Here is a 24,849-nt window from a genome sequence, read left to right as displayed (position 1 = left end):
CCGATCCACCTGTCGCGTCAACGCGGAGGCTCGGCGGACGTCACCTGTCGGTGCGCCAGTTCCGCGAGCCGCGCCTGCCCGTCCTTGCCCGGATGGAACCAGTCCCAGCGGCTCAACTGCTCCGCCGCGAAGGGGTACTGGAAGACCGCGCCGCCGTCGTAGCGGCACAGCTCGTCCTTCGCGCAGACCTCGCGCAGCGCCTCGTTGTACTCGACCACGCGCGCCCGCACCTGCTCCCGCCGGGCCGTCGCACCGGCGGTCGCCGAGGTCGGATCGGCGAGCATCGACTGGCAGATGCCCAGCTTCCAGATCCGCCGCACCATCGGGTCGTCCTTGCCCTGCTCCCACAGCCGCTGGAGGTCCGGGACGCTGGAGACGTACACCTGCGAGGCCGGCGAGGCCGCCCGCAGACCGGCCAGCGCCTTCTCGAATCCGGAGCGGAAGGCGGCCAGCGGGGTCATCGACGACGCGGACGGCCGGCAGGCGTCGTTGGAGCCCACCATCACCGTGACCAGGCCGGGCTTGTGCGCGGCGGCCGAGGCGAGCTGACCCGGCAGGTCCGCCATCCGGGAGCCGGTCACCGCGTAGTTCCAGCTGCGCGCGGGCGCCTCGGCCTCGCCGAGCAGCCGGGCGGCCAGCGAGCGCACCTCGGGGTCGTCGCCGGTGGCCCAGGAGGCCTCGGGGCAGTCGGCCAGCACCGAACAGGCGTCGAAACCGCGCGTGATGGAGTCGCCCACGGCGGCGACCGAGGCGGGTGCGGTGTTCCACCGCGGGGCCGCCTGCGCCCCGCGCTCGCCCCCGGGCTTCACCGCGTCCGCCGAACACCCGGTCAGCGCGGCCGCGGTCAGGACCATCAGGGCGGCCGCCGCGCCCGCGCCCGCACCCGCGGAAGTCCGACGCGCGCGGCGGCGTGGGGCGGTGGTGCGCATGCGGAAGGTCCCTCCTCGTCGCCCCCGCGTCATTCGGCGGCGTCCTGCTGAGTGAATGCTCTGTGTTTACGGGCCTCGGAGCGACCGTACGTCACACCATGACCCCCGGCGCACGGTAGCTTTTTCCCGTGGCGTTTCGGCCGCAAGTCCCGCGACGCAATGTCAAATAATTTCCGTTACATTACATCACGTCACATACTGTCCGTTTTCTGGAGTTTATTCCCGACCTCGTCCCACACTGGAGGTCCCGGTGACGACACGTGGAGTCCTGTACGTGCACTCCGCACCGCGCGCGCTCTGCCCGCACGTGGAATGGGCTGTTGCGGGGGTGCTCGGGGTGCGGGTGAACCTCGACTGGATCCGTCAGCCCGCCTCCCCGGGCACCTGGAGAGCCGAGTTCTCCTGGCAGGCCGAGGCGGGCACCGCCTCGAAACTCGCCTCCGCACTGCGCGGATGGCATCTGCTCCGCTTCGAAGTGACCGCGGAACCCTGTCCGACCGCCGAGGGCGAGCGCTACAGCTCCACCCCGCACCTGGGCATCTTCCACGCCGTCACCGGTATGCACGGCGACATCCTGATCCCCGAGGACCGGCTGCGCGCCGCCCTCGCCCGGTCCGCGCACGGCGAGACGGACCTGGAGGAGGAGATCGCCAAACTGCTCGGCAAACCCTGGGACGACGAGCTCGAACCCTTCCGCTACGCGGGCGAGGGCGCCCCGGTGCGCTGGCTCCACCAGGTGGTCTAGGCACCTCTTTGCGCCTAAACCGGCGCCGCTCTCGCGGACCTGGTTGCTCGCCGTTGGGGTTCCTCAATTGATGGTCGCGGTGGTCGTCGTTCGGACACCGCAGCCGGCACGCAGAAGGCCCCGCCCGGCAGATGCCGAGCGGGGCCCTTCACGCGTGCGGTAACTCAGATGGTGCGGAAGGCCAGCGAGACGTTGTGGCCGCCGAAGCCGAAGGAGTTGTTGATCGCGGAGATCGGGCCGTCGGCGGGGAGCTTGCGGGGCTCGTCGCGCACGATGTCCGCGTCGATGTCGTCGTCGATGTCGTCGAGGTTGATCGTCGGCGGGGCGAGGCGGTGGTACAGCGCCAGCACCGTCGCGACCGTCTCGATGCCGCCCGCGCCACCGAGGAGGTGACCGGTCATCGACTTCGTGGCCGAGATCGCGATGTGGTCGAGGTCCTCGCCCAGCACCTTGCGCAGGGCCTTCAGCTCGGCCGTGTCACCCTGCGGGGTGGACGTGGCGTGCGCGTTCACGTGGACCAGCTCGGCCGGGTCCAGGCCCGTGTTGTCGAGCAGGTTCTGCAGCGCGGCCGAGACGCCGCGGCCGGTGGGCTCCGGCTGCGCGATGTGGTGGCTGTCCGCGGACAGACCCTGGCCCAGCACCTCGCAGTAGACGCGGGCGCCGCGCGCGGCGGCGTGCTCGGCGGACTCCAGGACCACGACGCCCGCGCCCTCGCCGAGGACGAAGCCGTCACGGGCCTTGTCGTACGGACGGGAGGCCGTGGTCGGGTTCTCGTTGTTCTTGGACATCGCCATCATGTTGGCGAACGCCGCGATCGGCAGCGGGTGGATGGCCGCCTCGGTACCGCCGGCGACGACCACGTCGGCACGGCCGGTACGGATCATCTCGACGGCGTAGCCGATGGCCTCGGCTCCGGAGGCGCAGGCGCTGACCGGAGTGTGCACGCCCGCGCGGGCGTTGACCTCCAGGCCGACGTTGGCCGACGGGCCGTTGGGCATGAGCATGGGGACGGTGTGCGGGGAGACCCGGCGCACACCCTTTTCCTTCAGTACGTCGTACTGGTCGAGCAGGGTGGTCACGCCGCCGATGCCGGAAGCGATGACGGTGCCCAGGCGCTCGGGCGCGATGGACGCGTCCTCGCCCGCCGGGCCGGTGTAACCGGCGTCGGCCCACGCCTCGCGGGCCGCGATGATCGCGAACTGGGCCGAGCGGTCCAGCTTGCGGGCCAGCGGCCGGGGGAGGACCTCACTCGGGTCCACGGCGGCGGTGGCGGCGATACGGACCGGGAGTTCGGCGAAGCGCTCACCTTCGAGGGGCCTTACGCCGGAACGGCCGGCAAGTAGACCTTCCCAGGTCGAAGCGCTGTCGCCACCCAGCGGAGTGGTTGCGCCGATACCGGTGACGACCACGGTGCGATTGGTCGGGCTCACAGGAATTCTTTCTCCACGTTTCAGGGGGTGAATTGTCACGGCGCCACCGCCAGGTGGCGACAAACGCTCGTCAGGCTCAGGCCTGGTGCTTGAGGATGTAGCTCGCGGCGTCGCCGACGGTCTTGAGACCCTTGACGTCCTCGTCCGGGATCTTCACCTCGAAGCGCTCTTCGGCGGCGACGACGACCTCGACCATGGACAGGGAGTCGACGTCCAGGTCGTCGGTGAAGGACTTCTCGAGCTGGACGTCCTCGGTCGGGATGCCGGCGATCTCGTTGACGATCTCCGCGAGACCTTCGACGATTTCTTCCTGGGTGAAGGCCATGTTGGCGCTCCTTCTATATAGCTAGCTGGGGTCGAACGGAGTCCGGGATGTGGATCCCGGGCCCTAGGGGAGGGTAACGACCGTGGCGGCGTAGACGAGCCCCGCCCCGAAGCCGATGACGAGCGCGGTGTCGCCGCTCTTCGCCGCTCCGGTCGCCAGGAGCCGCTCCATTGCGAGCGGGATCGAGGCGGCCGAGGTGTTGCCGGTGGTTTCGATGTCACGGGCGACCGTGACGTGCTCCGGCAGCTTCAAAGTCTTCACCATCGAGTCGATGATCCGCATGTTCGCCTGGTGCGGAATGAAGACGTCCAGGTCATCGGCGGTGATCCCGGCTGCGTCGAGCGCCTGCTGGGCCACCTTCGCCATCTCGAAGACGGCCCAGCGGAACACCGCCTGGCCTTCCTGGGTGATGGCGGGAAACTTGTTGCCGCCGTCCTTGCCGAGGTACTCGTCCCACGGCACGGTCTGCTTGATGGTCTCCGACTTGTCGCCCTCCGAACCCCACACGGTGGGGCCGATGGCCGGCTCGTCCGAGGGGCCGACGACCACGGCGCCCGCGCCGTCACCGAACAGGAAGGCCGTCGCGCGGTCCTCCAGGTCGGTCAGGTCCGAGAGCCGCTCCACGCCGATGACGAGGACGTACTCCGCGGAACCCTCGACGACGAGCCCCTTGGCCAGGGTCAGGCCGTAGCCGAACCCGGCGCAGCCCGCGGAGATGTCGAAGGCGGCGGGCTTGCCCGCGCCGATGCGGTGCGCGATCTCGGTCGCCACGGCCGGGGTCTGCTTGAAGTGCGACACCGTCGAGACGATCACGGCGCCGATCTTCTCCGGGGCGATCCCGGCGGCGGCCAGGGCCTTGCCCGAGGCCTCCACCGACATCGCGGCGACGGTCTCCTGGGGGGAGGCCCAGTGCCGCGTGGCGATGCCGGAGCGGGACCGGATCCACTCGTCGGAGGAGTCGATGGTTTCGAGGATGACCTCGTTCGGCACCACGCGGATCGGACGGTAGCCGCCGACACCGAGGATGCGGGCGTACGGGGAGCCCTTGGCAGGCTTGATCTTCGACATGCTGAGTGGGCTCCTTCTCTCAGACCGCGTGCTCGGTGACGAGAGCCGCGGCCTTGTCGAGATCGTCCGGGGTCTTCAGCGCCACGCTCGGTACGCCCTTCAGCGCGCGCTTGGCCAGACCCGCCAGGGTGCCACCGGGGGAAAGCTCGACGATCCCGGTGACGCCCAGTGCGGCGAACGTCTCCATGCACAGGTCCCAGCGGACCGGGTTGGCCACCTGGCCGACCAGCCGGGCGACGACGTCGGCGCCCGTGGTCACGACCTGACCATCCTTGTTCGATACGTACGTCAGCACCGGGTCGGCCGGGGAGAGGGCCGTGGCGGCCTTCTCCAGACCGGCGACCGCCGGAGCCATGTGGTGCGTGTGGAAGGCGCCCGCGACCTTGAGGGCGACGACCTTCATGGAACCCTCGGGCTTCTCGGCCTCCAGGGCCGCGATCTGCTCCACGGTCCCCGCGGCGACGATCTGGCCCGCGCCGTTGACGTTCGCCGCGGTCAGACCCAGCTTCTCGAGGTGGGCGACGACGACGTCCGGGTCCCCGCCGAGCACGGCGGCCATGCCCGTCGCGGTGGTCGCCGCGGCCTCGGCCATGGCGAGCCCGCGGGTGCGTACGAAGGACAGCGCGTCCGCGTCGGACAGCACCCCCGCGTACGCGGCGGCGGTGATCTCGCCGACGCTGTGGCCCGCCACCGCGCCGAAGGCGCCGGGGCCGGCCTTGGTGGTCAGCTCGGCCGCGGCGAGCAGGCCGGCGGCCACCAGCAGGGGCTGTGCGACGGCCGTGTCGCGGATCTCGTCCGCGTCGGCCTTGGTGCCGTAGTGGGCAAGGTCGAGCCCGATGGCGTCCGACCAGCCGGCGACGCGGTCAGCGGCGCCGGGCAGTTCGAGCCAGGGAGTCAGGAAGCCGGGCGTCTGTGCGCCTTGGCCGGGAGCGACGAGTACGAGCACCCTCACACTCTCTCTTGTGTTCGGTCCGCGCCGCCCGTGGGGACAGGGACGAAGAACCATCGGGGTAATTGTTGATGTCCGACAAAAGCTTAGGACTGAGGATCGCCGTCGGCCAGACGTCCGAGGATCAGGGCGATTCGCAGCGTGAACGCGGAGCGGACATCCGAGGGCGACCAGCCGGTGACGTCTGTCACACGTCGCAGCCGGTAGCGCACGGTGTTCGGGTGTACGAACAGCATCCGGGCCGCACCTTCCAGGCTGCTCGCCTGCTCCAGATAAACACTCAGCGTTTCCAGGAGGGCCGAGCCCGCCTCTTCGAGCGGTCTGTAGATCTCCTCCACCAACTGCTCGCGGGCCGCAGGGTCGGAGGCGATCGCGCGTTCGGGCAGGAGATCATCCGCGAGGACCGGCCTCGGCGCGTCCTGCCACGCCGTACAGGCCTTGAGTCCGGCCACGGCGGCCTGCGCCGATTTCGTGGCGTTCAGCAGGTCCGGGACCACCGGTCCGGCGACCACCGCACCCGCCGCGAACGGCCCGATCAGCGACTTCGCCACCTGCATCGGATTGTCGCTGCCGCCCGCGATCACCACGAGCCGGTCACCCAGCACACCGGTGAGGACCTGCAGCTTGTGGTGGCGGGCCGCGCGCCGGATCGCCTCGACCGTCAGCTCGCTGTCGCCCTCCGGTGCCGTGCCCAGCACCACGCACACGTGCTCGGGGGAGTTCCAGCCGAGCGCCGCGGCCCGGGACAGCGCGCCCTCGTCGGCCTCCCCGGACAGCACCGCGTTGACCACCAGGGACTCCAGCCGGGCGTCCCACGCACCGCGTGCCTCGGCGGCCTGGGCGTACACCTGGGCCGTCGCGAAGGCGATCTCCCGGGCGTACACGAGCAGGGCCTCGCGCAGGATCGACTCGTCGCCGGGCGCGGCGACCTCGTCGATCGCGGTCTCCATGACCTCGATCGTGGTCCGCACCATCTCGACGGTCTGGCGCAGGGTGATCGCCCGGGTCAGCTCGCGCGGAGCCGTCCCGAAGACATCGGTGGAGATCGCCTGGGGGGTCTCCGGATGCCGGAACCACTCGGTGAACGCGGCGATGCCGGCCTGGGCGACCAGGCCGATCCAGGACCGGTTCTCCGGCGGCATCGCCCGGTACCACGACAGCGTCTCGTCCATGCGCGCGATGGCGTTGGCGGCGAGCCGGCCGGAGGACTTCTCCAGTCGTCGCAGCGTCGCCGCGTGCGGATGGGCCGGAGCCGGATGTGCGGGATGGGCCGCGGGTGAATGCTCACGTTCGGGTTGGGGCACGTGACAAGACTGCCTTATCGGAACCGCTGCGCGGAGTCCGGTCCCGTCCCGGGCCGCCCTCCGGGGCTACGGTGGCCCCCATGATTGATGTACGCCGAGACCCCGACCGGTTCGAGGGCGGGGACCCGGATTCCGGGATCACGACCCGGCACGCCTTCTCCTTCGGCGCGCACTACGACCCCGACAACCTGCGGTTCGGCCCGGTCCTGGCGTGCAACGAGGAGAGCCTCGCCCCCGGTGCGGGCTTCGACGAGCACCCCCACAGCCACACCGAGATCGTGACCTGGGTGGCCGAGGGCGAGCTCACCCACCGGGACGCCGAGGGCGCCACCACCCTGGTGCGGCCCGGTGACGTACAGCACCTGGGCGCGGCGTCCGGGACCCGGCACGCGGAGCGCAACGACGGCTCCGGCCCGCTGCGGTTCGTCCAGATGTGGCTGGCCCCGGCCGATCCGGCCGGGGAACCCTCGTACGCGCTGGTCCGGGGGATCGCCGACGGCACGCCCTACGCCGTGCCGGCCGCCGGGGCCGTCCTGCACGTACGGCGTCCGGGCGCGGGCGAGCGGGTGGCCGTACCGGCCGCCGGGCGGGTGTACCTGCACGTCGTACGGGGCGACCTGCGGCTGCACGGCGGATCCGCGGACGGCGCCGAGGAGCTCAGCCCCGGGGACTCGGTGCGGATCACCGGCGAGCCGGAGCTGGAACTGGTCGCCGGCTCGCCGGCCGAGGTGCTGATCTGGGAGTTCGCCTAGGCGGGACCCGCGGGCGCGGGTCCCGCGGGGGTCTCAGCGGGTCCTGAGCTCGGCGAGCACCGCGTCGGTGAACGGCGGCCAGGCCTCGACCGCCCAGGGCCCGAAGGCGCGGTCGGTCAGCGCCACGCAGGCGGCGCGGGCGTCCGGGTCCACCCACAGGAAGGTCCCGGACTGCCCGAAGTGCCCGAAGGTGCGCGGCGAGGACCCGGCGCCCGTCCAGTGCGGGGCCTTCCCGTCGCGGATCTCCAGGCCGAGACCCCAGTCGTTGGGGGACTGGTGGCCGTAGCCGGGCAGCACGCCCTTGAGCCCGGGGTGGACCACGGAGGTGGCCTCCGCGACGGTGCGGACGTCCAGCAGCCGGGGCTGCTGGAGCTCGGCGGCGAAGCGCAGCAGGTCGGAGACGGTGGAGACGCCGTCCTTGGCGGGCGAGCCCTCCAGGCTGCTCGACTCCATGCCCAGCGGCTCGAAGACGGCCTCGGCCAGGTACGCGGCGAAGGGGATCCCGGTGGCCTTCGCGATGTGGTCGCCGAGCTCCTCGAAACCGGCGTTCGAGTACAGCCGGCGCTCCCCGGGAGGGGCCGTCACCCGGTGCTCGTCGAAGGCCAGGCCGCTGGTGTGGGCGAGCAGGTGGCGCACGGTGGAGCCCGCGGGCCCTGCCGGTTCGTCCAGCTCGATCGCGCCCTCCTCGTAGGCGACGAGGGCGGCGTAGGCGGTGAGCGGCTTGGTGACGGAGGCCAGCGGGAAGCGGTGGTCCACCGGGCCGTGCGTGCCGAGCACGGTCCCGTCGGAGTCGACCACGGCCGCGGCCGCGGTCGGAACCGGCCAGTTCTCGATGATGCGCAGACTCTGCAAGCTCTCCATGCGGCCGAGGGTACTTGCTTGGAGTGCACTCCAAGGATTTAGCGTGGAGCCATGAGCCTGACCCAGACCCCCCTGCAGACGCGGACGCGGTACACGATCAGCGAGGTCGAGGCACGGACCGGTCTGACCCAGCACACCTTGCGCTGGTACGAGCGGATCGGCCTGATGCCGCACGTGGACCGCTCGCACTCGGGGCAGCGGCGGTTCACCGACAAGGACCTCGAATGGCTGGGCTTCGTCGGGAAGTTGCGCACCACCGGAATGTCGGTGGCGGACATGGTCCGGTACGCGGAACTCGTCCGCGAGGGCCCGCACACCGCCGACGACCGGCGGGAGCTGCTGGAGCGCACGCGCGACGAGGTGCGGACGCGGATCGCGGAACTGACCGACGCGCTCGCCGTACTGGACTACAAGATCGACACATATGCGATGTGCACCACCGTCGCGGGAGAGGCAGACCGGACATGACCGGAAACACGGCAGGCGACACGGCACGGATCGAGCAGGTCGAACTGGGCGCGGGCGGACCGCTGGTGGGCGTCCAGGGGCTCGGCTGCATGGGCATGAGCGAGTTCTACGGGGAGACGGACGAGGCGGCGGCCCGGCAGACCCTGGACGCGGCGCTGGACGCCGGGGTCACGCTCTTCGACACCGCCGACATCTACGGGCGGGGCGCCAACGAGGAGTTCCTCGCACCGTTCGTGGCCGCGCACCGCGACCGGATCACCCTCGCCACGAAGTTCGCCATAGAGCGGACGGACGACCCGCAGTACCGGGCGGTCCGCAACGACCGCGCGTACATCCGCGGCGCGGTGGAGGACAGCCTGCGCAGGCTGGGCACCGAGGTGATCGACCTCTACTACATGCACCGGCGGGACCCGGCCGTTCCGTTCGCCGAGTCGGTGGGCGCGATGGCGGAGCTGGTGAAGGAGGGCAAGGTGCGCCACCTCGGGCTCAGCGAGGTGACCGGCGCCGAGCTGCGCGAGGCGCACGCGGTGCACCCGATCGCGGCGCTCCAGTCGGAGTGGTCGCTGTTCAGCCGGGACGTGGAGCGCAGCGCGGTGGGCGCGGCGGCGGAGCTGGGCGTGGCCTTCGTGCCGTACTCCCCGCTCGGGCGCGGCTTCCTGACCGGGGCCTTCGCGGACGCGTCGGCGGATCTGACGGCCGACGACTTCCGCAAGTACCAGCCCCGGTTCACCGGTGACAACGCGAAGACGAACGGGGAGCTCCTGACCCCCGTACGGGAGATCGCGGCGGCCCGCGGGGCCACGCCGGCGCAGATCGCCCTGGCGTGGGTGCAGCAGCGGGCGGCGGTGCACGGCCTGACGGTCGTCCCGATCCCGGGCACCCGCAAGCCCTCCCGCCTCACGGAGAACACGGCGGCGACCCGCATCACCCTGACGACGGCGGAACTCGCCCTGCTGGAGCCGATCGCGGCCCAGGTCGCAGGCGATCGCTACCCGGACATGAGCTCCACGTCGGCGGCGCGCGAGGGGTAGGTCCCGCGTCGGCTGGATCCGGCCTCATCCAGCCTCGTGGTCAGGCCCCGGCCGTGAACCGGTCCCGCAGGGCCCGGTACTCCGCGTCCGTGAGGAGCCCCGCACCGTGCAGCTCGGCGAGGTGCTGGATCCGCTCCCAGGCCCGCGGCCCGGACACCCCCGCGCCGGAGGCGACGACGGCCCGCGCCCGCAGGGCCACCAGCACGGCCGCCGCGAAGGGCAGCGACTCGTGGACGCCCCCGTACCCCACACCGAACACCGCGGAGGCGAGATCGTGGTCGGGCCGCGGATCACCGGCGCCCTCGCGGGGCAACAGCCGTAGGTGGCCGCCGGGCCGTTCCGGGGAGTGCCAGACCAGCCCGGCCAGGGCGACCAGTGGATACCGCTGGTCGCCCGCCTTCCACTTGGCGCTCGTGGCCCCGGTGCGCGACCAGCGCAAGGTGACGGCGCCGCCGTCGAAGGAGAGCCGGGCGTCGTACGCCTTCAGCGTGGCCGGCGGCTCCGGGACGCGGACGAGGAACCGCTCGGCCGGCTCGGCGGGCCCCAGCCGTTCGCGCAGGGTCTCGGTGAAGGCGGCGGCACGGCCGGCCTCGCCCCCGCCACCCGGCAACACCAGCCGGTACGGATCGCAGACCTCCCGCAGCTGCCCCGCCGCGGCTTCCATCAGCGGGTCCGCTCCCACCCGTACGCGGGCGTGCAGCACCAGGGTGTCCCGCCGCCCCACGGTCAGGTCCACCCCGGACAACGCTTCCAGGGGAATCCGGCGTTCCCCCAGGGCGTGCCAGAGTCTGGGCGTTCGTATCCCCCGTGCGAAGCGGATGATGAGCGAGTTCGTGGTGCGGTCGAACTCCCAGACGGCATGGTTTCCGGCCAGTACGTCACCCATGCGGGACATCGTAAAGGGGCGCACCCCCGTGCGTCCCCCTGCTGCGCGGTCCGATTTCGGGTCGGCCGAGCGGTCAGGCGCCGTCCGAACCGGAAGTTCCGCGTCGGCAGGAGTCGTCCCCGGCGGCGCACACGGTGGAACCGAACGCACCGGTTCCGATTTTGGCGAAGTTGTCCAGAGATTCGGTCCCTGGCTCGAAGTAGCCGGTGTGGCTCTTGGCTCCGGCCGCCGACAGGACCCGCGCGCCGAACTCCCCGGAGACCGGATCCACGCCGTGGCCCAGGCCGCCGAACTCCAGGTGGGGCACGTCGGCGATCCAGTCGCCGGCATCGCGCATCGCCCACACCCGCGCGGAGGTGCCCAGCTCGGCGGCGTTCCCGGCGCGCATGCCGGGGCTCCCGGCCACCACGATGTCCGTGACCCGGGACGGCAGTTCGTGCGCCGCCACCCCGCACACCACCGAGCCGTAGCTGTGGCAGAACAGCGCCACGCTCGCCCGTCCCGGCAGCCCGGAGGTCAGTGCGCGCAGCCTGGCCGCGCCGTCCACGGCCAGTCGCCCGGTCGCCGCGTCCATGCCGACGCCGGTCGGGGCGGTGTAGCCGGCCCAGGCGATGACCGCGGTCCGGCTGTCGGGGGCGGCCGCGCGCTCGGCCTCGTACAGGGACTCGGCCATGCCGACCGGTGCGGTCAGCCGGCGCACCGAGCGCTCGAAGGTGAGCGCGTCGGTGTCGACGCCGGGGACGACCACCGAGACCCGGCGGGCCTCGTCGAGGTCGCCGAAGACCTCCGCGACGAGGGCGCCGCCGGTGGGGTCGAAGACGAGGATCTGCCGGCCGGGCTCGGCGAGGGACTCGAAGCGGTGGGAGCGCCGGGCGGCGACGGCACGGTCGGAGGGGGCCAGCGTGATGTCGCGGGCACGGGTGCCTTCGACCCGCGCGGCCTGCTTCAGGGCCATCCGGTTGGCCCGGTAGCGGACGTCGGGCGGCACGCCGTCGAGATTGCCGACCACCAGCGGATGGCCCTCGGTGAGCCGGGCGCGCTGGGCGCCGTCGAGACTCCTGAAGAAACGTGCCACCACGGGCGCCGGGGCGTCCGCGGCGGGCAGGGCCCGGCCTTCGAAGTGCGCATGCGCCCAGGACGCGAGCGCGGCCTGGCGCGGGGACGGGTCGTCCGCGGTCCGGTAGACGGCCGTCCAGCCGGTGGTCGCGAGCATCAGGAAGACCACCGTCAGGGCGAGCAGCGCGCGCAGGGCGGCCGGGCGCGCGGGGGCGTCGGCGGAGAGGGCGTGGGCGGGGCCGGGCAGGTTCACTGCCTCCAGCCTAGGAGACCGTCGCGGGTGGCTGCGCGCCGGGTGACGGGAGTCACGGCCGATCGTGGGACACCCGCCGGCGGGTGCTCCCGTACGGATCGGCGCGCGCGGGCGACCGGGCCCGTACGGGTCTTCGCCGCACCCCTCCGGGTCTTCGCCCGGCCGGGTGCGAACCGCGCAGGTCAGGCGGGCCGGCGCCAGTCGGAGGCCAGCGCCGGGCCGATCTGGTCGAGGTAGACCTCGGTCATCCGCCGGATGGCGGCCACGCTGGTGTCCTCGCCCTGCCCCCAGAGCCGGCCGGTGACGCGCATCACCCCCGTGAACGCGGCGACGGCCACCCGCGGGCGCGGGTCGGCGTCCACGTCCAGGCCCTCGCGCTCGGCCAGCAGCCGGGCGATCCGCTCCTCCAGCTCGGTGGAGCGGCGCAGGTGCACGGCGAGCAGGGCCGGGGTGGACTCGATCAGCCGGTAGCTGCGCATGTACAGGTCGATGGGGACCAGGTCCGAAATGGCCTCGTCGACGGTGTCCCAGGCGGCGAGCACGGCCGAGCGCATCGCCTCGAAGGGGCCCTCGGCGGGCGGGCGGGAGTCCAGCGCCGCGACGAAGTGCGATTCGACCAGGTCCTGGACGGCGAAGGCGACCTCTTCCTTGTTGGCGAAGTACCGGAAGAAGGTGCGCTGGGAGACGTCCACGGCGTCGGTGATCTCGTCGACGGTCGTCTCCTCGTACCCCTGGGCGATGAAGAGGAGGAGGGCCGCGCGCAGCAGTGCGTCGCGCGTGCGCTGTTTCTTGCGCTCGCGCAGTCCGGCCGGCGGTGCGGACGCGGGCCGCTGATCGGTCGTCACGGCCGTCAGGGTACCTGTGACCGACCTGACAGCGCTGTCTGACGAACCGCCCTGTGAAGTGTCAGCCGCTGACACTATTCTGTCGGCGTGATCGGTCGGATCACCGTCGACGGCGGGGGCGCACTCTCGCCGGAGGCGCCGGAGCGGCTCGCGGCGACCATCGCGGGGGTCGGCCACGACACGTTCGTGTCAGGGGTGGGCACCGCCTTCACCGTCGCGGGCGTGGTCGCGGCCCGCATCCAGCCCCTTCGCCCCGCCCCGGCGGCCCGCCCGTGCACGGTGTCCCGCTGGCACCGTGCCGGGGGGCCGCGCGATGGCGGAGGTCCCGGAGGCCGCGCGGGCGTCAACTCCGGGGCCGCGACAGCCCCGCCGGACGGTTCCGGCGGGGCTGTCGCCTATCCGGGTGGACCCGCTCGCGGCCCCTTCCGCCGGGACGTCCTCGCAGGTCAGCGTGGTGCCGACGGAGCCTTCGGAAACGGTCCGGGGCCCGTACGTCCACCAGGAGTTGACCCGTCATGCGTACGTGGAGCACCAGTTTCTCCGGTTTCTTCGGTTTCTCCGGCTTCCCCGCCGTCACGGCCACCGCACTCGCCGCCACCCTGCTGATCCCCGGCACGGCGGAATCCGCCCACGCGGCGGCCCGCGCCCCGAGCCTCACGCCGGCGCAGGCGCAGGGCCAGACGCAGGGTCAGGCGCAGGTCCTGGCCCCGGTCCGTGCCGATGGTCCGGCCGCCACCCGGGGTTCCGGTCGGCCGCGGGGGCGGGCCGCCGGGCCGCCGACGCTCGGGGCCTGCGCCACCGGGCAGTTGTGCCTGTGGGCGAAGCCGGAGTTCAAGGGCGCCCGCACGACCCACGAGCTCAGCACCCTCGACATCAACAGCTGCACCGCCCTGCCCGCCGGGACCACCGCCCAGTCCCTCACGAACCGGACCGGCCGCCCGGTCACCACCTACCAGTCCGCCGAATGCGCCGAGACCGGCGAGTTCCAGACCTACCCGGGCGACGGGGTGTGGCTGCCCCAGTCGCCCTACCAGGTCAGGGCGTTCAAGGTGTGGGAGCGCTGACGGCGGCGCCGTCACCCGCCTGGACCGGCCCGCCCTGGGCGCCGACCCCGGCGACCGGGGCCGGCTCCGGGGCGGGCCCGGGGTCCCGGGCGGCACCGGGAGCCTCCGCGGCCCCGGCGGCACCCGCGGCCCGGCCCGCCCCCGGGCCCCCGCCGAGCAGCGCGACCTCCGCACGCAGCGCCCGTACCTCCGCCGTCAGTTCGGAGATCGCCGCCGTCTGGGCGCGCTCGACCAGGTCGTCGCGTTCGAAGCGGGAGATGAACCAGGCCGCGATGTTGGCGGTCACCACACCCAGCAGCGCGATCCCGGACAGCATCAGCCCGACCGCCAGCAGCCGTCCGAGGCCCGTGGTGGGGGAGTGGTCCCCGTAGCCGACCGTCGTCATCGTGGTCACCGACCACCACAGCGCGTCCCCGAGGTTCTTGATGTTGCCGTCGGGGGCGTCCCGCTCCACGCTCAGCACCGCCAGCGAGCCGAACATCAGCAGCCCGACCACCGAGCCCGCCACGTAGGTGGTCAGCCGGATCTGCGGGGCCATCCGGGCCCGCCGCCCCACCAGCATCAGGGTGGAGACCACCCGCAGCAGCCGCAGCGGCTGGATCATCGGCAGCACCACCGCCATCAGGTCCAGCCAGTGGGTCCGTACGAAGGCCCTCTTCGACCGCGCCAGACCCAGCCGCACCAGGTAGTCGGCGGCGAAGGCGGCCCACACCCCCCACTCGGCGTGCTTGCAGGCGGCGTGCACCGCCGGGCTCGCGTCGGGCAGCACGATGGGCACCGCGTAGGCCACGGCGAATCCCAGGGCGAGCACCAGCAGTGGCATCTGCGTCCGGCGTTCCCACCGGGCCTGGGGGGAGGGTTGCTTCATGCGGAGCATCGTAAAGAACGCGTAAGGGGCGCCGGGACAGGTGTCCCGGCGCCCCTACGGAAAAGTGACGGCTACGCGTCGCCCCCGGCCGCGCCCGGGTCGGCCGCCCGGACGTCCAGCAGCTGGTACCGGTCGATCGCCTGCTTCAGCGCCGAACGGTCGATCTTGCCTTCCTTGGCCAGCTCGGTCAGCACCGAGAGGACCACCGACTGAGCGTCGATGTGGAAGAAGCGCCGGGCCGCGCCCCGCGTGTCCGCGAAGCCGAAGCCGTCCGCGCCCAGCGAGGTGTACGGGCCCGGGACCCAGCGCGAGATCTGGTCCGGGACCGCCCGCATCCAGTCGGAGACCGCCACGAACGGACCCTCCGCGCCGGACAGCTTGCTCGTCACGTACGGGACGCGCTGCTCCTCCTCCGGGTGGAGCAGGTTGTGCTCCTCCACGGCGACCGCGTCGCGGCGCAGCTCGTTCCAGGAGGTCGCCGACCAGACGTCCGCCTTGACGTTCCACTCGGCGGCGAGGATCCGCTGCGCCTCCAGCGCCCACGGCACGGCCACGCCCGAGGCCATGATCTGCGCCCCGATCGCTCCCGTGGTGCCCTCGGAGATCCGGTGGATGCCCTTGAGGATCCCGTCCACGTCCACGCCGGCCGGCTCGGCCGGGTGCTGGATGGGCTCGTTGTAGACCGTCAGGTAGTAGAAGACGTCCTCGGCGTCGGGGCCGTACATGCGCCGCAGACCGTCCCTGACGATGTGCGCGATCTCGTACCCGTACGCCGGGTCGTACGCCACACAGCCCGGGTTGGTCGAGGCCAGCAGCTGGGAGTGGCCGTCGGCGTGCTGCAGGCCCTCACCCGTGAGGGTGGTCCGGCCGGCGGTCGCGCCGAGGACGAAACCACGGGCCAGCTGGTCCGCCATCTGCCAGAACTGGTCACCCGTGCGCTGGAAACCGAACATCGAGTAGAAGACGTAGACAGGGATCAGCGGCTCGCCGTGCGTCGCGTACGCCGAACCCGCGGCGATCAGCGAGGCCGTGCAGCCCGCCTCCGAGATGCCGTCGTGCAGCATCTGGCCGGTCGGCGACTCCTTGTACGCGAGCAGCAGGTCGCGGTCGACCGCCTCGTACTGCTGGCCCAGCGGGTTGTAGATCTTGGCGCTCGGGAAGAACGCGTCCATGCCGAAGGTGCGGTACTCGTCGGGGGCGATCAGCACGAAGCGCTTGCCGATCTCCTTGTCCCGCATGAGGTCCTTCAGGATGCGGACGAAGGCCATGGTGGTGGCGATCGACTGCTGTCCCGAGCCCTTCTTGGCCGCCGCGTAGGTGGCGTCGCCCGGCAGCTGGAGCGGCTTCGCGCGCACCACGCGGGTCGGCACGTAGCCGCCGAGCGCGCTGCGGCGGTCGTGCATGTACTGGATCTCGGGGGAGTTGCGGCCCGGGTGGTAGTACGGCGGCGCGCCGTCCTCCAGCTGGGCGTCCGTGATCGGGATGTGCAGGCGGTCGCGGAAGCGCTTGAGGTCGTCGGCCGTCAGCTTCTTCATCTGGTGGGTCGCGTTGCGGCCCTCGAAGTTCGGGCCGAGCGTCCAGCCCTTGACTGTCTGCGCCAGGATCACCGTCGGCTGGCCCTTGTGGGCCTTGGCCGCCGCGTAGGCCGCGTAGACCTTCTTGTGGTCGTGACCGCCGCGGCCCAGGTGCTGGATCTGCTGGTCGGTCATGTTCTCGACCATGGCCCGCAGCCGGTGGTCGCCGCCGAAGAAGTGGTCGCGGATGTACGCGCCCGTCTCGGTGGCGTACGTCTGGAACTGGCCGTCCGGGGTCGTGTTCAGCTTGTTGACCAGGATGCCGTCGCGGTCCTGGGCCAGCAGCGGGTCCCAGGAGCGGTCCCAGATCAGCTTGATGACGTTCCAGCCGGCGCCGCGGAACTGCGACTCCAGCTCCTGCATGATCTTGCCGTTGCCGCGGACCGGGCCGTCGAGGCGCTGCAGGTTGCAGTTGACGACGAAGGTCAGGTTGTCGAGGTGCTCGCGGGCCGCGATGGAGAGCTGGCCGAGCGACTCGGGCTCGTCCATCTCGCCGTCGCCCAGGTACGCCCAAACGTGTGACTTGGACGTGTCCGCGATCCCGCGGGCCTCCATGTACCGGTTCATCCGGGCCTGGTAGATCGCACCGAGCGGACCGAGGCCCATCGAGACGGTCGGGAACTCCCAGAAGTCCGGCATGAGCCGCGGGTGCGGGTAGCTGGAGAGCCCGTACGGGGCCTTCGACTTCTCCTGGCGGAACGCGTCGAGCTGCTGCTCGGAGAGCCGGTCCAGGAGGTAGGCGCGGGCGTAGATGCCGGGTGAGGCATGGCCCTGGAAGAAGATCTGGTCGCCGCCGTCGCCCTCGTCCTTGCCCCGGAAGAAGTGGTTGAAGCCCACGTCGTAGAGGGAGGCGGAGGAGGCGAAGGTGGCGATGTGACCGCCGACGCCGATGCCCGGGCGCTGGGCGCGCGACACCATGACGGCCGCGTTCCACCGGGTGGCGTTGAGGACCTTGCGCTCGATCTCCTCGTTGCCGGGGAAGAAGGGCTCGTCCTTGGTGGCGATCGTGTTGACGTAATCCGTGGAGCGCATCTCGGGCACGGCCACGCGCTTCTCGCGGGCCCGCTCCATCAGCCGCAGCATGAGGTAGCGGGCGCGCTCACGGCCCCGCTCGTCGACCGCGGCGTCCAGGGAGTCGAGCCATTCTTGCGTCTCTTCCGGATCGAAGTCCGGTACCTGACTCGGCAGGCCACCAATGATGATCGGATTGCGATCGGATGCGGAAGCCACGCTGTTCCTTCGCTGTCGGGGGAGTCGTGCCTTGAGTCTCGCCGCCTCCCATGGTCTTACGCTCGGAAGAAATCGTCATCTTTACCGCTGGGTAATCCCTGGAGTGTGGGGGGATTGTGCCTGCCGCGCTGACGACAACGCCCAAACCGCAACCTTACGCCCATGTCGATCACCCCCTTCGCATGGCCGTTCGTCCCTCAAACAGGTGCGAAAGTCCCGGGACCGTGCCGAATGAGGTGGAATGGTGTGGGATGAATCACCAGGGGTACATGCCGAAGGGCTGAAAGTTGCGGCGAGACGGCCGCAATCGTCACCGTTTCGACGGTCTCGGCGGCCGGGTACTTGCGCGATCCGCCGCGCCCGTGTGGACTACGCCCATGCTGCGCGTACGCGCGCCGCCGAAGAACATTCACCGAACATGAGCAGGAGGCACCCCGTGAGCGCGACCGCGGACCACGCGGAGAACCTGGCCGCCAGGCTGGGTTTCCAGTCCGAACAGGTGGTCCAGGAAATCGGCTTCGACGACGACGTCGATCAGGAATTCCGTGATGCCGTAGAGGGTCACGTCACCGAACTCGTCGATGAGGACTACGACGATGTCGCAGACGCGGTTCTGCTGTGGTTCCGGGAGGACGACGGCGACCTGACGGACGCCCTGGTCGACGCGACCGAGCTGGTCGAGGAAGGCGCACTGATCCTGCTGGTCACTCCCAAGACCGGCAAGGACGGTTTCGTGGAGGCCAGCGACATCAGCGAGGCCGCCGAGACCGCCGGCCTCTCGCTGGCGAAGGGTCTCCCCGTCGGCAAGGAGTGGACCGCCACCAAGCTGGCGACTCCGAAGACGGCCAAGTCCAAGCGCTGAGCCGCGCCCCGCAGTCATGCGGACACACGCACCCCGCCCGCCGGAAGCTTCCCGGTGGGCGGGGTGTGTGCGTTTCGCGGCGGGCCGGGCGGGGCCGGATCCGCGGCGGACCCATAAGCTGAGATCACCCGAACAGCCCAACGCAGGGATGCGGGACGAACGCGGGACGAAGGGATGCGACAGATGGCGATCGAGGTCGGCAGCAAGGCCCCGGACTTCGAGCTCAAGGACAACCACGGCAGGGTCGTGCGGCTCTCCGACTTCCGGGGGGAGAAGGCCGTCGTGCTGCTCTTCTACCCCTTCGCCTTCACCGGCGTCTGCACCGGCGAGCTCTGTGAGCTGCGCGATCAGCTGCCGCGCTTCCAGAACGACGACGTGCAGCTCCTCGCCGTCTCCAACGACTCCGTACCGACCCTGCGCGTCTTCGGCGAGCAGGAGGGGCTGGAGTACCCGCTGCTGTCGGACTTCTGGCCGCACGGGGAGGCCTCCCGCGCCTACGGCGTCTTCGACGAGGAGAAGGGCTGCGCGGTGCGCGGCACCTTCGTCATCGACCGGGACGGCATCGTGCGCTGGAGCGTCGTCAACGGGCTGCCCGACGCGCGTGACCTGAACGAGTACATCAAGGCCCTCGACAGCCTCTGAGTCGGTACCGCAGGCTCGTGGGCGCGGTGCCGACAGGCACGCGGGCCCGTTCGCCTGGAATAAGCCCGTACAGGCGGGAACCCGTCACTAGGATCGAAACGTTGATCCGATAGCAATCGCACGACGGGGCCCCGCCCCACACAAAACCTTATGGAGGACCCGTGGGAGTCAGCCTCAGCAAGGGCGGCAACGTCTCGCTGTCCAAGGCCGCGCCGAACCTGACCGCGGTCATCGTCGGTCTGGGCTGGGACGCTCGCACCACCACCGGTGTCGACTTCGACCTGGACGCCAGCGCGATCCTGACCAACGACCAGGGCAAGGTCGCCAGCGACGCGAACTTCGTCTTCTTCAACAACCTGAAGAGCCCTGACGGCTCGGTCGAGCACACCGGTGACAACACCACCGGTGAGGGCGAGGGCGACGACGAGGCGATCAAGGTCAACCTCGCCGGCGTGCCCGCCGACGTGGCCAAGATCGTCTTCCCGGTCTCGATCTACGAGGCCGAGAGCCGCCAGCAGAGCTTCGGCCAGGTCCGCAACGCGTACATCCGCGTCGTGAACCAGGCCGACAACGCCGAGCTCGCCCGCTACGACCTGTCGGAGGACGCCTCGACGGAGACCGCCATGGTCTTCGGCGAGCTCTACCGCAACGGCGCGGAGTGGAAGTTCCGCGCCATCGGCCAGGGCTACGCCTCGGGCCTGCGCGGCATCGCGCAGGACTTCGGCGTCAACGTCTGAGCCTGCTCGACGAGAGCAGTCGTTCCATCGTCCGTCCGGCGCCGTGCACTCGTGTGTACGGCGCCGGACCGGCTTTACGGCCGTACCGCCTTACCGTCACACCGCTCTACCGCCGTACGGTCACACCGCCTCACCGCCGTACCGTCACTTCGCCACACCGCCATCGTCGTCCGGGGAGGACCACAACATGGGCGTCACACTCGCCAAGGGGGGCAATGTCTCCCTCTCCAAAGCCGCACCGAACCTCACCCGGGTTCTGGTGGGCCTCGGATGGGACGCGCGCTCGACCACGGGCGCGGACTTCGACCTCGATGCCAGCGCACTCCTGTGCAGCAACGGCCGGGTGCTCGGGGACGAGTACTTCGTCTTCTACAACAACCTGAAGAGCCCCGAGGGCTCCGTCGAACACACGGGGGACAATCTCACCGGCGAGGGTGAAGGCGACGACGAGTCGATCATCATCGACCTGAGCAAGGTCCCGGCCGGCGTGGACAAGATCGTCTTCCCGGTCTCCATTCACGAGGCCGAGGCCCGCCGGCAGAGCTTCGGCCAGGTCAGCAATGCCTTCATCCGCGTGGTGAACGAGGCGGACGGTCAGGAACTCGCCCGCTACGACCTCTCCGAGGACGCCTCCAGCGAGACCGCGATGATCTTCGGCGAGGTCTACCGGTACGGCGGCGAATGGAAGTTCCGTGCGGTGGGGCAGGGGTACGCGTCGGGGCTCCGCGGCATCGCTCTAGACTTCGGGGTCAACGTTTCGTAAAGCCGTACAACACGATGGGATGCCAGTGGTTCTGAAAACCTTCGGCTGGTCGTTCGCAGTCACTGCGCTCGGACTGGTCGCAGCGGTGCTCTACGGGGGGTGGGAGGCCTTCGGGGTCGTTGCGATCCTGACCATCCTTGAGATCTCGCTGTCCTTCGACAACGCGGTGGTCAACGCCGGAATCCTGAAGAAGATGAATGCCTTCTGGCAGAAGATCTTCCTCACCGTCGGTGTTCTCATCGCCGTGTTCGGCATGCGCCTGGTCTTCCCGATCGTGATCGTGGCGATCAGTGCCAAGATCGGGCCGATCGACGCCGTCGAACTCGCGGTGCGCGACCAGGACAGGTACAAGCAGCTCGTCACGGACGCCCACCCGTCCATTGCCGCCTTCGGCGGAATGTTCCTGCTGATGATCTTCCTGGACTTCATTTTCGAGGACCGGGACATCAAGTGGCTCGCCTGGCTGGAGCGTCCGCTCGCCAAGCTCGGCAAGATCGACATGCTGTCGGCGTGCATCGCGCTGATCGTCCTGGTCATCACCGCGATGACCTTCGCCGTCAACGCCCACCAGCACGGCGGCGTGCACGTGGACAAGGCGCAGACGGTCCTGATCTCCGGCATCCTCGGCCTGATCACCTACATGATCGTCGGCGGCCTCTCCGGCTACTTCGAGAACAAGCTGGAGGAAGAGGAGGAGCACGAACACGAGCTGGAGGAAGAGGCGAAGAAGAGCGGCAAACCCGTCTCGGTCGTCGCCATGGCCGGCAAGGCCGCGTTCTTCATGTTCCTCTACCTCGAAGTCCTCGACGCCTCCTTCTCCTTCGACGGGGTCATCGGCGCCTTCGCCATCACCAGCGACATCGTGATCATGGCGCTCGGCCTCGGCATCGGCGCCATGTACGTCCGGTCGCTGACGGTCTACCTGGTCCGCCAGGGCACCCTCGACGACTACGTCTACCTGGAGCACGGCGCGCACTACGCCATCGGCGCGCTCGCCGTGATCCTGCTCGTCACCATCCAGTACGAGATCAACGAGGTCATCACCGGCCTCGTCGGCGTCGTGCTGATCGGATGGTCCTTCTGGTCCTCGGTGCGCCGCAACAAGCGCCTGGAGCTGGAGGGTTCCACCGCCGAGGCATGATCGCGGCGGTAATGCGGAACGCTCAAGTGCGGGGCGGTCCGGCGGGTCCACGGACCCACCGGGCCGCCCCGTCCGCATGCCGGGACCGGACGCCGGCATGCCTGCAGGGGGCCAAGCGGGCCAAGGGAGCAGGGGGGTTGTGGGGATGGGATTCTTCGACGGCATCAGGGGCAGCCGCGGCACGCAGTTCCAGTCGGGCAGTGCCTCGTCGAACGCGATCGAGCTGACCAAACGCCATCCGACGGTATCGCTGACCAAACAGGGGGCGGTGCACGGCAATCTGCGCGTGAACCTCTCCTGGCGGATGCGCACCTCGGACATAGGCGGCCGCAGCACCGGCCAGAGCGGGCAGCTCTTCCGGCATCCGTTCAAGCTGTTCAAGCCGGACATGGTGCAGGCGCACACCCAGGGCATGGTCAATGTCGACCTCGACATCGGCTGCCTCTACGAGCTGACCGACGGCACCCGGGGCGTCGTCCAGCCGCTCGGGAACCTGCACGGGGACATCAACAGCCCGCCGTACGTGAAGCTCAGCGGGGACGACCGGTTCGGGGCGCCCTCCGGCGAGACGATCTTCGTCAATCTCGACCACGCCGAGGAGATCAAGCGGCTGCTGGTCTTCGTGTACATCTACGACCAGACCCCGGCCTTCGACCGGACGCACGCCCTGGTCACCCTCTACCCGATCACCGGGCCGCGCATCGAGATCCCGCTGGAGGAGCGCCACCCGCACGCCCGCTCGTGCGCCGTCGTCTCCCTGGAGAACGTCAAGGGGGAGCTGATCGTGCGGCGTGAGGTCACCTTCGTGTACGGGTTCCAGGCCGAGCTCGACCGGCTGTACGGGTGGGGGCTCCAGTGGGGCCGGGGCTACAAGACCAAGACCTGACGGGGCGGCCGGGGCCGCCGGGGCGGCCCGGGCCGCCCCGCCCGGCCGCCGGTCACCGGCGGATGAACTGCGGGCCCTGTGCGGGCAGCCGGAAGGACGGGTCCCCGCCCGGAGCCGGCACCGGCACGGGGGCCACCGGCTGCGGGTAGCCGTAGGCGGGCTGGGCGACCGGCGGAGCCTGGGTGGGCGGCGCCAGGGCCGTCGTGGCGGCCTGCGCCTGGGGCTGGCTCTGGGCCTGTCCCTGCGCCTGTTCCTGGGCCTCGGCGGCGTTCTCGTCCACGGAGATCCCGTGGTCCGTGGCCAGGCCGACGAGCCCGTTGGAGTACCCCTCGCCCAGCGCGCGGAACTTCCACGCGTCGGCCCGCCGGTACAGCTCGCCGCAGATCAGGGCCGTCTCGGCGCCCGTCTCCGGCCGTACGTCGAAGTAGGCCAGCGGTTCGGCGCCGCCGGTCGCGGTGGCGTCGTAGAGCAGGATCCGCAGGTCGTGGACCCGCTCGAAGGGGACGTCCTCGGCGGAGGCGACGACCAGGATCCGGTCCACCGCCGGTGTGACGGCCCGCAGGTCCGCCTGTACGGCGTCGGTGATCCCGTCGCCGAGCTGCTTCTTCCCGAGCCGCCAGACGGCCCCCGAGGGGTGCCGGGGCTGGTTGTAGAAGACGAAGTCCTCGTCCGAGCGCACGCGCCCGTCCGCGCCGACGAGCAGCGCGGAGGCGTCCACGTCGGGCACGTCGGGCCCCCCGGTCCAGCGCAGCACCGCGCGGACCGCCAAGGCGGCCACGGGGATGTTGGAGCCCTTCTGCATCGCGTGCGTCATGGCGGTCATCCTGCCCTCCCGGGCGGGAGCGGGACAATGCGGCCCCCCGTAGACCTTGTCCGGATCGCGAGACCTGGGCATGGTGCAAGAGGGTTACCTGGATTTCATGTGCTTGAGGAATTTTTGACTCACGTTCGTACGTACTATTACCGGCCACGCCAGATCGGCCGCCGAGCCTGTACGGGGGAAGCACATGCGTCACTTCGGGCATATTTCGCCCACCGTCCGCAAGGACCTCTTCCACCAGGAGCCGGCAGAGTTCACCGCCGCCTCCCCCGCCGCCACGCTCGCGGCCGCGCTGGGAGCCACGCTCTACAGCCCGGCCACCCGGCCCCAGCTCGCCCGTGACATCCGCAAGCAGGCCGGCCTCGGGGTCGTCTCGATGGTCCTCTGCCTGGAGGATTCCATCAGCGACGCGGACGTCGTCGGGGGCGAGGAGAACCTCGTCCGGCAGTTCGCCGCCCTCCACGAGGATCCGGCGGAGCTCCCGCTGCTCTTCATCCGCGTCCGGGAGCCCGAGCAGATTCCCGACCTCGTGCACCGGCTCGGCGGCTCGGCGGCGCGACTGGCCGGATTCGTCCTTCCCAAGTTCAGCGAGAGCCGGGGGATCGCCTTCCTCGACGCCGTCGCGCAGGCGGAAGCCGCGAGCGGACTGTCCCGCCTGTACGCGATGCCCGTCCTGGAGACCCCCGAGCTGCTCCACCTGGAGACCCGGGTCGAGGCCCTCGCCGGGATCTCGCGCACGGTCAACAAGTACCGCGAGCGGGTCCTGGCGCTGCGCCTGGGCGTGACCGACTTCTGCTCCGCGTACGGGCTGCGCCGCACCCCCGACATGACGGCCTACGACGTCCAGATCGTCGCCGGGGTGATCGCCGACGTGGTCAACGTCCTCAGCCGCGCCGACGGCACCGGCTTCACCGTCACCGGCCCCGTGTGGGAGTACTTCCGCAGCCAGCAGCGCCTCTTCAAGCCGCAGCTGCGCCGCAGCCCCTTCCTGGAGGAGGGCGTCGAGGAGCTGCGCACCGCGCTGATCGAGCACGACCTGGACGGGCTGCTGCGCGAGATCGAGCTCGACCGGGCCAACGGGCTGCTGGGCAAGACCTGCATCCACCCCGCCCACGTCACGCCGGTCCACGCGCTCTCGGTGGTGTCGCACGAGGAGTTCAGCGATGCTCAAGACATCCTGCGCCCCGAGCGGGGAGGCGGCGGAGTGATGCGTTCCGCCTACACGAACAAGATGAACGAAGTGAAGCCCCACCGGGCCTGGGCCGAGCGCACCATGCTGCGCGCCGAGGTCTTCGGTGTGGCGAAGGAGGAGGTCGGCTTCGTCGATCTCCTCACGGCCGGGCTCCAGGTGTGAGCGGGC

25 protein-coding genes are annotated in these 24,849 nt (G+C 70.8%); 12 read left to right on the top strand and 13 right to left on the bottom strand.

Features of this window, described 5'->3' with window-relative positions; translation table 11 throughout:
- Nucleotides 1-17: 17 nt before the first annotated feature.
- Complete coding sequence (locus ACFYYB_RS09620; protein ID WP_389434307.1) at nt 18-929, bottom strand: SGNH/GDSL hydrolase family protein; 912 nt, start codon at nt 927-929, stop codon at nt 18-20.
- A gap of 250 nt (nt 930-1,179) precedes the next feature.
- Here ACFYYB_RS09620 and ACFYYB_RS09615 point away from each other — a divergent pair, with 250 nt between their 5' ends.
- Nucleotides 1,180-1,674, top strand: a complete 495-nt coding sequence (locus tag ACFYYB_RS09615; protein ID WP_254385450.1) for a DUF3145 domain-containing protein — start codon at nt 1,180-1,182, stop codon at nt 1,672-1,674.
- A 164-nt stretch (nt 1,675-1,838) separates the two neighbouring features.
- Here ACFYYB_RS09615 and fabF read toward each other — a convergent pair whose 3' ends face one another.
- From fabF to ACFYYB_RS09590, 5 genes are all read right to left on the bottom strand, one after another.
- A complete protein-coding gene (gene fabF / locus ACFYYB_RS09610) occupies nt 1,839-3,104 on the bottom strand; it encodes a beta-ketoacyl-ACP synthase II (RefSeq protein ID WP_389434306.1) in 1,266 nt (421 codons plus the stop codon).
- 76 nt (nt 3,105-3,180) lie between these two features.
- A complete protein-coding gene (locus ACFYYB_RS09605) occupies nt 3,181-3,429 on the bottom strand; it encodes an acyl carrier protein (protein ID WP_243329395.1) in 249 nt (82 codons plus the stop codon).
- A gap of 63 nt (nt 3,430-3,492) precedes the next feature.
- On the bottom strand, nt 3,493-4,497 hold the full coding sequence (locus ACFYYB_RS09600; RefSeq protein WP_389434304.1) for a ketoacyl-ACP synthase III: 1,005 nt from the start codon (nt 4,495-4,497) through the stop codon (nt 3,493-3,495).
- A gap of 19 nt (nt 4,498-4,516) precedes the next feature.
- Nucleotides 4,517-5,443, bottom strand: a complete 927-nt coding sequence (locus ACFYYB_RS09595) for an ACP S-malonyltransferase (RefSeq protein ID WP_389434302.1) — start codon at nt 5,441-5,443, stop codon at nt 4,517-4,519.
- Nucleotides 5,444-5,532: 89 nt separating this feature from the next.
- Nucleotides 5,533-6,750, bottom strand: coding sequence for a PucR family transcriptional regulator (locus ACFYYB_RS09590; RefSeq protein WP_389434300.1), 1,218 nt, complete (start codon nt 6,748-6,750; stop codon nt 5,533-5,535).
- Nucleotides 6,751-6,830: 80 nt separating this feature from the next.
- On the opposite strand from ACFYYB_RS09590, the gene ACFYYB_RS09585 reads away from it, so the two are divergent.
- Nucleotides 6,831-7,502 carry a pirin family protein gene (locus ACFYYB_RS09585; protein WP_389434298.1) on the top strand — a complete coding sequence of 224 codons (672 nt, stop codon included), beginning with the start codon at nt 6,831-6,833 and terminating at the stop codon, nt 7,500-7,502.
- Between the two features lie 33 nt (nt 7,503-7,535).
- Here the strand turns inward: ACFYYB_RS09585 and ACFYYB_RS09580 are convergent, their stop codons facing one another.
- Entirely contained in the window at nt 7,536-8,363 is an 828-nt protein-coding gene (locus tag ACFYYB_RS09580; protein ID WP_389434297.1) for a serine hydrolase domain-containing protein, read from the bottom strand.
- Between the two features lie 51 nt (nt 8,364-8,414).
- Between ACFYYB_RS09580 and ACFYYB_RS09575 the strand changes: the two genes are divergently transcribed.
- Complete coding sequence (locus ACFYYB_RS09575; RefSeq protein ID WP_327306902.1) at nt 8,415-8,831, top strand: MerR family transcriptional regulator; 417 nt, start codon at nt 8,415-8,417, stop codon at nt 8,829-8,831.
- On the top strand, nt 8,828-9,862 hold the full coding sequence (locus ACFYYB_RS09570; protein WP_389434295.1) for an aldo/keto reductase: 1,035 nt from the start codon (nt 8,828-8,830) through the stop codon (nt 9,860-9,862). Before ACFYYB_RS09575 ends, ACFYYB_RS09570 begins: the two co-directional genes overlap by 4 nt.
- Nucleotides 9,863-9,902: 40 nt before the next feature.
- Here the strand turns inward: ACFYYB_RS09570 and ACFYYB_RS09565 are convergent, their stop codons facing one another.
- The 3 genes from ACFYYB_RS09565 to ACFYYB_RS09555 all read right to left on the bottom strand — a co-directional run bounded on the left by ACFYYB_RS09565 (nt 9,903) and on the right by ACFYYB_RS09555 (nt 12,902).
- On the bottom strand, nt 9,903-10,748 hold the full coding sequence (locus ACFYYB_RS09565) for a DUF4429 domain-containing protein (RefSeq protein WP_389434293.1): 846 nt from the start codon (nt 10,746-10,748) through the stop codon (nt 9,903-9,905).
- Between the two features lie 73 nt (nt 10,749-10,821).
- Complete coding sequence (locus ACFYYB_RS09560) at nt 10,822-11,961, bottom strand: alpha/beta hydrolase (protein ID WP_389434976.1); 1,140 nt, start codon at nt 11,959-11,961, stop codon at nt 10,822-10,824.
- A gap of 278 nt (nt 11,962-12,239) precedes the next feature.
- Nucleotides 12,240-12,902 carry a TetR/AcrR family transcriptional regulator gene (locus ACFYYB_RS09555; protein WP_389434291.1) on the bottom strand — a complete coding sequence of 221 codons (663 nt, stop codon included), beginning with the start codon at nt 12,900-12,902 and terminating at the stop codon, nt 12,240-12,242.
- A 515-nt stretch (nt 12,903-13,417) separates the two neighbouring features.
- Here ACFYYB_RS09555 and ACFYYB_RS09550 point away from each other — a divergent pair.
- Nucleotides 13,418-13,966, top strand: a complete 549-nt coding sequence (locus tag ACFYYB_RS09550; RefSeq protein WP_389434289.1) for a peptidase inhibitor family I36 protein — start codon at nt 13,418-13,420, stop codon at nt 13,964-13,966.
- Here the strand turns inward: ACFYYB_RS09550 and ACFYYB_RS09545 are convergent.
- Nucleotides 13,947-14,834, bottom strand: a complete 888-nt coding sequence (locus tag ACFYYB_RS09545; RefSeq protein ID WP_389434288.1) for a potassium channel family protein — start codon at nt 14,832-14,834, stop codon at nt 13,947-13,949. The two genes, ACFYYB_RS09550 and ACFYYB_RS09545, sit on opposite strands and share 20 nt — an antisense overlap.
- 71 nt (nt 14,835-14,905) lie before the next feature.
- A complete protein-coding gene (gene aceE / locus ACFYYB_RS09540; RefSeq protein WP_327306908.1) occupies nt 14,906-17,638 on the bottom strand; it encodes a pyruvate dehydrogenase (acetyl-transferring), homodimeric type in 2,733 nt (910 codons plus the stop codon).
- A gap of 436 nt (nt 17,639-18,074) precedes the next feature.
- On the opposite strand from aceE, the gene ACFYYB_RS09535 reads away from it, so the two are divergent.
- The 6 genes from ACFYYB_RS09535 to ACFYYB_RS09510 all read left to right on the top strand — a co-directional run bounded on the left by ACFYYB_RS09535 (nt 18,075) and on the right by ACFYYB_RS09510 (nt 22,669).
- Nucleotides 18,075-18,500, top strand: coding sequence for a DUF3052 domain-containing protein (locus ACFYYB_RS09535; protein WP_389434286.1), 426 nt, complete (start codon nt 18,075-18,077; stop codon nt 18,498-18,500).
- Between the two features lie 183 nt (nt 18,501-18,683).
- Nucleotides 18,684-19,142, top strand: a complete 459-nt coding sequence (locus ACFYYB_RS09530) for a peroxiredoxin (protein ID WP_250745560.1) — start codon at nt 18,684-18,686, stop codon at nt 19,140-19,142.
- Between the two features lie 161 nt (nt 19,143-19,303).
- The gene (locus ACFYYB_RS09525) at nt 19,304-19,879 is read left to right on the top strand and encodes a TerD family protein (protein ID WP_254385430.1); all 576 of its coding nucleotides are present in this window, start codon (nt 19,304-19,306) and stop codon (nt 19,877-19,879) included.
- A gap of 187 nt (nt 19,880-20,066) precedes the next feature.
- Complete coding sequence (locus tag ACFYYB_RS09520) at nt 20,067-20,642, top strand: TerD family protein (RefSeq protein ID WP_327306911.1); 576 nt, start codon at nt 20,067-20,069, stop codon at nt 20,640-20,642.
- Between the two features lie 25 nt (nt 20,643-20,667).
- Nucleotides 20,668-21,783, top strand: a complete 1,116-nt coding sequence (locus ACFYYB_RS09515) for a DUF475 domain-containing protein (protein ID WP_327309454.1) — start codon at nt 20,668-20,670, stop codon at nt 21,781-21,783.
- Nucleotides 21,784-21,928: 145 nt separating this feature from the next.
- Nucleotides 21,929-22,669 (top strand): Tellurium resistance, encoded by a 741-nt coding sequence (locus ACFYYB_RS09510; protein ID WP_267039314.1) that lies wholly within the window; start codon nt 21,929-21,931, stop codon nt 22,667-22,669.
- A 52-nt stretch (nt 22,670-22,721) separates the two neighbouring features.
- Here the strand turns inward: ACFYYB_RS09510 and ACFYYB_RS09505 are convergent, their stop codons facing one another.
- The gene (locus tag ACFYYB_RS09505) at nt 22,722-23,483 is read right to left on the bottom strand and encodes a TerD family protein (protein WP_389434974.1); all 762 of its coding nucleotides are present in this window, start codon (nt 23,481-23,483) and stop codon (nt 22,722-22,724) included.
- Nucleotides 23,484-23,676: 193 nt separating this feature from the next.
- Here ACFYYB_RS09505 and ACFYYB_RS09500 point away from each other — a divergent pair, with 193 nt between their 5' ends.
- Nucleotides 23,677-24,843 (top strand): HpcH/HpaI aldolase/citrate lyase family protein, encoded by a 1,167-nt coding sequence (locus tag ACFYYB_RS09500; RefSeq protein ID WP_389434283.1) that lies wholly within the window; start codon nt 23,677-23,679, stop codon nt 24,841-24,843.
- Nucleotides 24,844-24,849 lie beyond the last annotated feature (6 nt).

It is taken from the genome of Streptomyces sp. NPDC002886, from assembly GCF_042888445.1.
In the GTDB taxonomy this organism is placed as follows: Bacteria; Actinomycetota; Actinomycetes; order Streptomycetales; family Streptomycetaceae; genus Streptomyces.
Note: the sequence above shows the minus strand (reverse complement) of the source record. Positions and strands in the feature narration are given on the sequence as shown.

Excerpts from the sequence above, each read along its gene's own strand:
- ACFYYB_RS09575 (WP_327306902.1), top strand. The coding sequence starts at position 8,415 with ATGAGCCTGACCCAGACCCCCCTGCAGACGCGGACGCGGTACACGATC.
- ACFYYB_RS09505 (WP_389434974.1), bottom strand. The coding sequence starts at position 23,483 with ATGACGCACGCGATGCAGAAGGGCTCCAACATCCCCGTGGCCGCCTTG.
- ACFYYB_RS09545 (WP_389434288.1), bottom strand. The coding sequence starts at position 14,834 with ATGAAGCAACCCTCCCCCCAGGCCCGGTGGGAACGCCGGACGCAGATG.
- ACFYYB_RS09605 (WP_243329395.1), bottom strand. The coding sequence starts at position 3,429 with ATGGCCTTCACCCAGGAAGAAATCGTCGAAGGTCTCGCGGAGATCGTC.
- ACFYYB_RS09520 (WP_327306911.1), top strand. The coding sequence starts at position 20,067 with ATGGGCGTCACACTCGCCAAGGGGGGCAATGTCTCCCTCTCCAAAGCC.
- ACFYYB_RS09570 (WP_389434295.1), top strand. The coding sequence starts at position 8,828 with ATGACCGGAAACACGGCAGGCGACACGGCACGGATCGAGCAGGTCGAA.
- ACFYYB_RS09580 (WP_389434297.1), bottom strand. The coding sequence starts at position 8,363 with ATGGAGAGCTTGCAGAGTCTGCGCATCATCGAGAACTGGCCGGTTCCG.
- ACFYYB_RS09620 (WP_389434307.1), bottom strand. The coding sequence starts at position 929 with ATGCGCACCACCGCCCCACGCCGCCGCGCGCGTCGGACTTCCGCGGGT.
- ACFYYB_RS09530 (WP_250745560.1), top strand. The coding sequence starts at position 18,684 with ATGGCGATCGAGGTCGGCAGCAAGGCCCCGGACTTCGAGCTCAAGGAC.
- ACFYYB_RS09510 (WP_267039314.1), top strand. The coding sequence starts at position 21,929 with ATGGGATTCTTCGACGGCATCAGGGGCAGCCGCGGCACGCAGTTCCAG.
- ACFYYB_RS09550 (WP_389434289.1), top strand. The coding sequence starts at position 13,418 with ATGCGTACGTGGAGCACCAGTTTCTCCGGTTTCTTCGGTTTCTCCGGC.
- ACFYYB_RS09565 (WP_389434293.1), bottom strand. The coding sequence starts at position 10,748 with ATGGGTGACGTACTGGCCGGAAACCATGCCGTCTGGGAGTTCGACCGC.
- ACFYYB_RS09500 (WP_389434283.1), top strand. The coding sequence starts at position 23,677 with ATGCGTCACTTCGGGCATATTTCGCCCACCGTCCGCAAGGACCTCTTC.
- ACFYYB_RS09585 (WP_389434298.1), top strand. The coding sequence starts at position 6,831 with ATGATTGATGTACGCCGAGACCCCGACCGGTTCGAGGGCGGGGACCCG.
- ACFYYB_RS09560 (WP_389434976.1), bottom strand. The coding sequence starts at position 11,961 with ATGCTCGCGACCACCGGCTGGACGGCCGTCTACCGGACCGCGGACGAC.
- ACFYYB_RS09600 (WP_389434304.1), bottom strand. The coding sequence starts at position 4,497 with ATGTCGAAGATCAAGCCTGCCAAGGGCTCCCCGTACGCCCGCATCCTC.